This window comes from Chelativorans sp. M5D2P16, from assembly GCF_034427935.1.
Lineage (GTDB): Bacteria > Pseudomonadota > Alphaproteobacteria > Rhizobiales > Rhizobiaceae > Chelativorans.
This window is the reverse complement of record NZ_JAXQNM010000018.1, coordinates 1-5,191: the sequence shown is the minus strand read 5'-3', so window position 1 is coordinate 5,191 and position 5,191 is coordinate 1. Positions and strand designations below refer to the sequence as shown.

The 5,191-nt window shown below is 61.9% G+C and carries 4 protein-coding genes and 2 pseudogenes; 1 reads left to right on the top strand and 5 read right to left on the bottom strand.

Going from position 1 to position 5,191, the window contains the following annotated elements; translation table 11 throughout:
* Positions 1–888, top strand: a pseudogene (locus SIN08_RS09625) (IS630 family transposase); the annotation flags it as partial.
* 468 nt (positions 889–1,356) lie between these two features.
* Here SIN08_RS09625 and SIN08_RS09620 read toward each other — a convergent pair.
* The 5 genes and pseudogenes from SIN08_RS09620 to SIN08_RS09600 form a co-directional block, all read right to left on the bottom strand.
* Entirely contained in the window at positions 1,357–1,698 is a 342-nt protein-coding gene (locus SIN08_RS09620) for a hypothetical protein (protein ID WP_322451362.1), read from the bottom strand.
* Between the two features lie 62 nt (positions 1,699–1,760).
* On the bottom strand, positions 1,761–1,907 hold the full coding sequence (locus SIN08_RS09615; protein WP_322451361.1) for a hypothetical protein: 147 nt from the start codon (positions 1,905–1,907) through the stop codon (positions 1,761–1,763).
* Positions 1,908–2,227: 320 nt separating this feature from the next.
* Complete coding sequence (locus tag SIN08_RS09610) at positions 2,228–3,328, bottom strand: sensor histidine kinase (protein WP_322451360.1); 1,101 nt, start codon at positions 3,326–3,328, stop codon at positions 2,228–2,230.
* A gap of 180 nt (positions 3,329–3,508) precedes the next feature.
* On the bottom strand, positions 3,509–4,180 hold the full coding sequence (locus tag SIN08_RS09605) for a Crp/Fnr family transcriptional regulator (protein WP_322451359.1): 672 nt from the start codon (positions 4,178–4,180) through the stop codon (positions 3,509–3,511).
* A gap of 471 nt (positions 4,181–4,651) precedes the next feature.
* Positions 4,652–5,191, bottom strand: a pseudogene (locus tag SIN08_RS09600) (hypothetical protein); the annotation flags it as partial.

The following is a 5,191-nucleotide window of genomic DNA, read 5'->3' as shown; positions in this document are numbered from 1 at the left end:
AGGCATGTCGGCGCGGCAAGCGGCGGCGCGGTTCGGGGTGGGCGTGTCGAGCGCGATCCGTTGGATTGCACGGGCAAAGATGGGCGAGCTGGCGCCGCGACCACAAGGCCGTCGCCGCGCCTCCAGCCTCGATGCGCATGAAGCCTTCATCGTCGGGATGATCGAGGAGCGCCGGGACATCACGCTGAACGAGATGGTGGACCGGCTCTTTGCCGAACAGTCGGTGCGGATCAGCCGCAGCGCCTTGAGCGCCTGGCTTCGCGGCCACGGCTGGAGGTTCAAAAAAGTCCGCACACGCACTGGAGCAGGACCGCCCAGACATCCTGAAACGGAGGTAGGTCTGGCTCGACGGCCAGCTCGATCTCGACCCAGCCAAACTCGTGTTCATCGACGAGACCGGACTGTCGACCAAGATGGCGCGCCTGCGCGGAAGAGCGCCACGCGGCGAGCGCTGCCGGGGCCGGCGTGCCGCACGGCCATTGGAAGACCACCACCTTCACCGGCGCGCTCAGGCTGACGGGCATGACCGCCCCCTTCGTCTACGACCGCGCCATGAACGGCAACGTGTTCCTCGCCTATGTCGAGCAGGTGCTGGTCCCGACCCTGTCGGAGGGCGACATAGTCGTGATGGACAACCTGCCCGCCCACAAGGCAGCCGGCGTACGCAACGCGATCGAGGCGGCAGGCGCGAACCTGCTCTACCTGCCGCCCTACAGTCCCGACTTCAATCCCATCGAAAATGCATTCGCCAAGCTCAAGGCCCTCATCCGCGCCAAGGCGGAGAGGACCATCACCACTTTGTGGGACGCTGTCGGTCCTGTCCTCGACCTCTTCACGCCGGCCGAATGCGCAAACTACTTCAAAGCAGCCGGATATGACGCGGATTAAACGGGACGTGCTCTAGCAGGCTGGAAGGAGGCGCAGCCCCCGGAGCGACCAGCGACTTTTGTCAGATGCAGGTTCGCTGAACCCGAGCGAGGATCAGGCTGGCATCCATGCTTTATGGCGACGATGATCGCAATGATGCCGAAGCCCGAGCCGCCTATGGCGACCAATCGTAGCGACTGGCCAGGCAGGGCGGACCCGGGCACGGGAAGCTTGTGCGCTGGCAGTCGCGAGCGTCAAGCGAGTAAAGAAGCCCGCCGCGTTCCGGCGACGGGCTTTGCATAGCAGTCTTCGTCTCGGTGCAGGACGGGATGCACTGCCGCGGGCCGACATAGGGCTGGAACGTATTGTCGGAAGCTCGATAACGGGATCTCTTGTGAGCACGGCGCGGAATTCGTTGTCGCGCCCTGCGCACCGCCTGCGGTCGTGCTGGAAGAAAAGACCGGCATGATCGGCCGCGACAGAATCCGGTCAATACCAGCGGCGGGAATTGCCGGAGAGCGCATGGCCGACGACGAGGCCGATCAGGAAGCCGACAACGCCAACCGCGGACAGCACGGTCACCGCCGTGCCCGGGTTCTCCTTGATCGCTTCCGAGACTTCATGAGCCTGCTGGCGAGCCTGCTTGCCCGCCCCGCGAGCGCGGCGGGTTACCCTGTCGTAGGCACCCTCGGTCTCCTCGCGGAGGTCATCGTAAAGCTCATCGCCACGCGCTGACAGCGACTTCCCGATCTTCGTCACTTCCTTCTTCAGATCCGCGATCTGCTTCTCGAGGTCCTTGCGGACGTCTTCCACGTTGGGGCTATCTGCCATGGGTTGTCTCCTGATAATGCGAGCGCGTTCAGCGTCAACTCACCGGGTCCCTTCAGGCACATTCAGTTTTCCTGAATGGAGATACCGGTTTCGTCGATGCGGAGTTCGACGCCCGATGGTTTGGACTCTTCTCGAAAAATATAGATCGCAAGGCCGGCGGCGACGATCGCAAGCGCACCGATAATCAGATAAAGCTGATTCTGCTTCATGTAACGCCACCGCTGGAGAGAAAGTTCCGAATAACCGCCGTCGTGCTTCGCCGGCGGCAACGGCGTCGGCAGTCATTATCCGAGAACTTTTGATACGGGCGGAGATCCGCCTCCAGATCGTCCTGTTGGAACAACCGGCGATACGGAACGTTGATCAAAGTTGGAGTGCCATCACGAATATAAGCTGCCCTGGTCAAGCGTGGCGCAGACGGTGGAGAGCACTCGCAGGAGTCTGACATGGATATCACCACACTTCTCGTTATTGTTCTTATCGTTTTGCTTCTGGGCGGAGGCGGATGGTACGGTCGTGGACGCTGGTACTAGGCCGCGTGGGGCAGCCGGAAACTTATCATTCCGTGGGTGATCGACACGGTCGTGCCGCCCGACCCCATCGAGATATTCACGCGACCTTCAAGCTGTCTGGCAAGCGCCTCGACGATGCCTGTGCCCAATCCGGGACTTGCCTTGTCCATGTGACCCTCTGATTTCCCGATCCCATCGTCGGAAACTGTAAGTCGCCATCCGGATTCGGCGACCTCATAGGCGACGACGATCAGGCCGGCCGCCGTATCTGCCACAAACGCATGTTTGAGGGCGTTGATCACCAACTCCGTCACAATGAGACCGATGCTGACTGCCGCCGCGGACGATACTTTGACCTCGTCCGCCTGAGCCCTGATCGAAATCGGACGGCTGACGCCGATCAATGAGGCAGCCAGCGTCTCGCAAAGCTGCGACAAATAAGGGGCGAGTTCGATCTGTTCTCCATGCCGCGCGATCCCGAGTTGCTGTTGCACGGCCGCAACCGACATGATCCGCTGATGGGTATCCTTGAGATACAACCGCGCCTCCTCCGACTGCACCGCACGCGCCTTCATGAGAAGGATGCTCGCGATGATCTGAAGGCTGTTGGCGATACGGTGCTGCATCTCCTCAAGAAGGGTCTCCTTCTGATGCAGCAGTTCCGCAGTCTGCCTTTCGCCGGCGCGGCGCTCGCTGATGTCCTCGATCGTCAGAAGCACCAGCGCGCGGTCGTTGCACTCGTGGAACAGCTTGCGCGCATTCAGCTGCATGGTGCGCCGCCCGACCTCAGGAACGTCTGCCTCGACTTCGCAGACGTCCATCGGCAGGACATTCGCCAGCAGGAATCTCAGTTCGGGGATGTTCCACCGGCCACCGCCCAACGCGTAGAAAGGTCGACCCTGAACCTCCCGCCGGCCGACTTTGAACATGCGGCGGAAGGAGCGATTTGCGGTGACGACGCACAGTTCCTCGTCGAGAACCAGCAGGGGTTCGCGGATGGTTTCCACGATTGCCTCAGCCAGGGCGCGCGCTTCATCAAACTTCGGGAAATACCGATCGGCGGGCGCCGCCAATTTGTGTGCCCGGAATGGAGGCACAGGCTGGAATTGCGTTCTCATGTCAGCTCTCCTGCAGCAGGCGCCCAAATTCGTACCCCATCGGGCGCGCAGGGGATGAATATCCGGGCGGCCTCGGCCGCAAACGGACATTCCGAAGGAGGAACTCTCCATAGCTGCAATATTACGCTCATGCCGGGGTGACGGCTGTGCAGAATTGACCACATCGCGAGGATACGGGGTTCAGGATTCGATGTGCGGCTGATCGTGCAGGACGGCGTTGAGCAGCGAGCTGTGGACTTCGATCCCACCATTGTAGGAGATAAAGCCCAGCTTGCGGAACTTGTTCATGAAGAAGCTCACGCGCGCCCGCGTCGTTCCGATCATCTGCGCAAGCGTCTCCTGGCTGATCTTCGCGATCATGGGCTCCGGCTGTTCGTCCTTGCCGAAATTCGCCAGCAGCAGGAGCAGCCGGGCAAGGCGCTTCTCGCTCGAATTGAACAACTGATCGACGAGGTCCGCCTCGACGCGAACGGCCCGGCTCAGAAGATGGGCGATGAACAGTTCGGAGAATGCCGGCTCCTCGCGGATTACGCGGAGGATTGCCGTCTTGTCCAGTCGCGAGATGACGGCATCGGAGATGGCCTCGACCGTCGAAAAGCGTTTTACCTGTCCAGCCAGGCATCCCTCGCCGAAAAATTCGTTCCTCCCCAACATGGCGACGACGGCTTCCTTGCCTTGCTCCGAAACGACCGTGACCTTTACCTTGCCTTTCTGGATATAGAAGACCGCATCCGCCGGATCGCCCTGCGAGAAGACGGTCTGGCCTTTGTCGTAGTTGCCGATACTCCTGCCCTTGCCGACACGGGCGAGAAAGGTTTTGGGATCGAATGTCGGCTGGCGTTTCGTGGTCATGGCGCCCCTTCCTGTACCAGGTCTCTCGACAGCCCTAAACATAGAGGTGGAGTGGGCCGGTAGCATAGCATGATGGACTGTGCAGACGGACCCGGAGAACGGACAACAACGCGGCGTGCGCCGCATTCCCTAACACGTACCAGGTTCGCAAGAGTGTTCAAAATTGCTCAGACGCTGCCCGTGGTCGTGTCTAGCATTCGAAGTTCCGGGCAGCCGCGATTTCGCCTGTTCGCACCATCGACCTTCCGGCGTTATCTTCGCCCAGACGTCGACTTCGATCGACGCCGCGCGGCGCGGGCTAGGCTTCAACTGGTATGCGGGGACGCTTATCGGGGCGGACCTCAAGGCCGGCACATTGAAGGAACTGCCGATTGCGGAACGTGCGCGCAGGTCGGCCGAGCTTTTTCTTGTTTTCCGTGATGCGGTTGGCGCAAGCCCCGGTGTGTGTCGGTTGGCGGAGGTGCTGCGACGCACGAAGGGGGCGGTCATGCCCGTCAGCCTGAGCGCGCCGGTGAAGGTGGTGGTCTTCCAATGGCCGTGCGGCACGCCGGCCCCGGCAGCGCTCGCCGCGTGGCGCTCTTCCGCGCAGGCGCGCCATCTTGGTCGACAGTCCGGTCTCGTCGATGAACACGAGTTTGGCTGGGTCGAGATCGAGCTGGCCGTCGAGCCAGACCTACCTCCGTTTCAGGATGTCTGGGCGGTCCTGCTCCAGTGCGTGTGCGGACTTTTTTGAACCTCCAGCCGTGGCCGCGAAGCCAGGCGCTCAAGGCGCTGCGGCTGATCCGCACCGACTGTTCGGCAAAGAGCCGGTCCACCATCTCGTTCAGCGTGATGTCCCGGCGCTCCTCGATCATCCCGACGATGAAGGCTTCATGCGCATCGAGGCTGGAGGCGCGGCGACGGCCTTGTGGTCGCGGCGCCAGCTCGCCCATCTTTGCCCGTGCAATCCAACGGATCGCGCTCGACACGCCCACCCCGAACCGCGCCGCCGCTTGCCGCGCCGACATGCCT

What these genes read in the sequence shown, in the direction of transcription:
- SIN08_RS09605 (WP_322451359.1), bottom strand. Translation starts at nt 4,180, where the DNA reads ATGACCACGAAACGCCAGCCGACATTCGATCCCAAAACCTTTCTCGCC.
- SIN08_RS09620 (WP_322451362.1), bottom strand. Translation starts at nt 1,698, where the DNA reads ATGGCAGATAGCCCCAACGTGGAAGACGTCCGCAAGGACCTCGAGAAG.
- SIN08_RS09615 (WP_322451361.1), bottom strand. Translation starts at nt 1,907, where the DNA reads ATGAAGCAGAATCAGCTTTATCTGATTATCGGTGCGCTTGCGATCGTC.
- SIN08_RS09610 (WP_322451360.1), bottom strand. Translation starts at nt 3,328, where the DNA reads ATGAGAACGCAATTCCAGCCTGTGCCTCCATTCCGGGCACACAAATTG.